At 59.6% G+C, this 2,900-nt stretch carries 2 protein-coding genes; one reads left to right on the plus strand and one right to left on the minus strand.

The features are described from left to right. Positions 1 to 230: 230 nt before the first annotated feature. Positions 231 to 1,217, plus strand: coding sequence for an ARPP-1 family domain-containing protein (locus NW863_RS12655; protein WP_414366789.1), 987 nt, complete (start codon positions 231 to 233; stop codon positions 1,215 to 1,217). A 127-nt stretch (positions 1,218 to 1,344) separates the two neighbouring features. Here NW863_RS12655 and NW863_RS12660 read toward each other — a convergent pair whose 3' ends face one another. Beyond that, complete coding sequence (locus tag NW863_RS12660; protein ID WP_414366790.1) at positions 1,345 to 2,721, minus strand: 1-acyl-sn-glycerol-3-phosphate acyltransferase; 1,377 nt, start codon at positions 2,719 to 2,721, stop codon at positions 1,345 to 1,347. Positions 2,722 to 2,900 lie beyond the last annotated feature (179 nt).

Genomic DNA, 2,900 nt, shown 5'->3' on the forward strand with positions numbered 1-2,900 from the left:
ATCCCTTGCTTTTTGGGCAGACCTTGGCGCAACGGCTGTTTCTATCCCCCCTGCTGTCTTCCCAAAAGCTGGGGCAGTACCCGGCAAAGGTTGAGTCTTCTTGTCTTTGGGAAGGGGAAACTTCCAAAGAATTTTAGAGTGGAGCAGGATCCAGCGAGCTGATCCCATGCCAACACGGAAAAAGGCAGCTTGCGCAACACCCTTTCAACTTCAACGCGAAGGAGGAGCCGATGGCCAGCCTTAACTTTCCAGCCCTGCGTATTGGCGATCCCATTCAAGAGGGCAGCTTTCAGGTTTTTCCCCTCTTTTCTGAGGGGGATCAGGAAGTTGCCTATCGCCTTCCTGAACTGCAGCTCAAGGAAGCAACCATCACCGAGGTGAGCGAGGCCGGAGCCGTGCCTCAGCTAGTTGTGGAAAACCACAGTGAGTCTCTGTTGCTGCTGGTAGAAGGCCAGGAGCTGATAGGAGCCAAACAAAACCGGGTTCTCAACACCACCGTCCTAATCAAGCCAAAAAGCAAGGTTACAATACCCGTTTCCTGCGTAGAAGCTGGGAGGTGGCACTTCCATTCTCGCGAGATGAGCGATGCCGAGCACTTTGTCCCCAACAAGTTGCGGCACGAGTTAAAAAGGGGTGTCTTCCAGTCGCTGAAAAACAAACTTGGCCATCGCTCAGAGCAGGGAAGAGTATGGGACACCGTTGCCTATCTTCACCGCGAGCTTGGTGTTAGCTCCCCTACTGCCGCCCTTGATGCTGCCTATGTAACCTACAATCGGGAGCTCGAGAAGTTCCGCAAAGACATTGACTACGTCAAAGGAGCAACTGGCCTAGCCATTGCCATAGGTGGTCGTGTGCGCTCGCTGGATCTCTTCGGAACGGCGCAGATTTGCAGCCGGTTGTGGCCTCGCCTGGTAGCTGGTCTAGCCATCGAGGCCCTGCGAGCAGCCCCCTCGCAAGCCAAGGTCACCTCTGAGGATGTTCTCAAATACTGGGCCAACATAACCCAATGGCCTTGGGAAGCGGTAACGACTGTGGGCGAAGGCCAGGAGTACCGGGCAGAGTCGCAGCAAGGCGACCAAGGCTCAGCGCTGTTCTACGATGAAAAGCTGGTTTACCTGTCGGCAGTAGGGCCAGTCGTTTCTAAGTCCAGGGGATCCCCGGCAGGCTTCTTCCGTTCTGGCTGGGGGGCTTTCCTTGCTCTATGGTCATTAGATTGAAAGACTCCCCCACCGCTCCGCACTGCTACCCTCACCCCCAGCCCCTCTCCCTCTGGGAGAGGGGAGCGGGAGAAAGGGCTCCGCATCCCTACCACAGGCAACTGTGCCAGCCAGGCATATTGCTGCTTCAAGAGATCATGCGCTCGAGAGCAAGTTGCAAATCTTGAGTTAGCTCGGCTGCTGCCTGTCTGGCTTCCTGGCGGCCTTGGCGGTACTGGCGTTCCCACCGCTGGCTCACCAAGATGGGATCCCCCACCGTAACCTGAACTTCTCGCCAACCCAGGCGAGGCCGGGCCGGGTAGGGATCGCCGCGCAGGCGGGCCAAGACATCAAACAGGATCAGGGCACTTTCTGCCAGCCGCTCAAAAGAAGGCTTACTCAGCAAGTACTCTTCTTGCACGGCCACGCAGCTTTCCACCAGGCGCATGTGCTGTAGGTAGAGGGTGGCCTGCTGGGCTTTCCAGTCGAGCAACCCCCGCTGCAGCGGAGCCAGGGATCCAGGATGCCGCAATTCTTCTCGGTAGATCTGGGTCCAGGCGGCTTCTTCGATGCGGCGGCAGCGGCTGTTCCAATCCCCTTGGGGAGATAGGCCAAAGTAGGTCTCGGCCGTCTGCAGCGCCGTGTGGAGCAGCCGCTCCAGGCGGGCGTTGAAAGGCGCCCCAGAGGGAAGAGGGGGAAGGTCGTAAAACGTTTCCATCTGGGCCAGCAGGTGGTGGGCCAGGCCACAAATCCGCTGAGCCCAGTGGCGGTTTGCGGAAGGCTTGGGAGCCGCCGGCGGCGTCAGGCCACTGAGGCGCTCGAGGTGGCTTAGCAGGCGCTCCAGCTTTTTCCAAGAAGGCTTCAGGTAGCGGTATTGGATCCCGATGGGCACCACAACTACCTTCTCCGAACGACCGGCTTTGGCCAGGTCTTCGGCACACCAAAAGGCCAGCTGCGCTGTTCCCGGCTCCAGAGGATTGACCCGCTCGCTGTGGCCGTTGGTGGCCCCTTCCGGCGCGATCCCAAAAGGAAACTGGCCCTCCAGCAGTAGGCGCCGCGCCGCCGCCAGCGCCAGCCGATCCACCCGCCGTCCCCGGTGCACAGGGATCCCGCCCAGGCGAGACAGAAGCCACCCTAGCCACTCGCCCCCCCAAAGAGGCATGCCCCGGTCGTAGAGAAAATGGGCGTGAATGGGTTTGCGGAGGGGGATCCCTTGGTGACGGGCAGCCTGGGGCACCAGGCGAGAGAGCACGTAGAGGCCCACCAGGGGGTCATCCACCTCCACATGGTGGAAAGCGAGGATCAGCCGGATCTGGCCCGCCTGAAACTGGTGGTAGAGCTGCGCCAGGGTCTCCACGCCCCTAGCCTCGATTTTGGCAATGCCGGAAGGAAGCCAGGGCCGCACCCTCAGCCGCAACAGCAGTGGCAGGATCCCGTGGACAAGCCGCAGCACCCAGGGGCTGTAGGCCGGCGGGATAAAGTCCAGGGGGGGACGGGCAAAAGAGGGAGGTGGTGGCGAAAACAAGGCTTTTTCTCAAATACTGAATTGCTCAAGCTAGGCCCAATCAAATCCCCATCCAATCGATCGGGTTATGGTCGTTTCAAATTTACCCTCACCCCCGGCCCCACTCCCAGAGGCTGTCTCATATAAACATCTCCGAGCCCACGAGACCTCTCAACATCTGGTATGGCCTAATCTGCTTG

The organism is Synechococcus sp. B60.1, assembly GCF_047462555.1.
Lineage (GTDB): Bacteria > Cyanobacteriota > Cyanobacteriia > Thermostichales > Thermostichaceae > Thermostichus.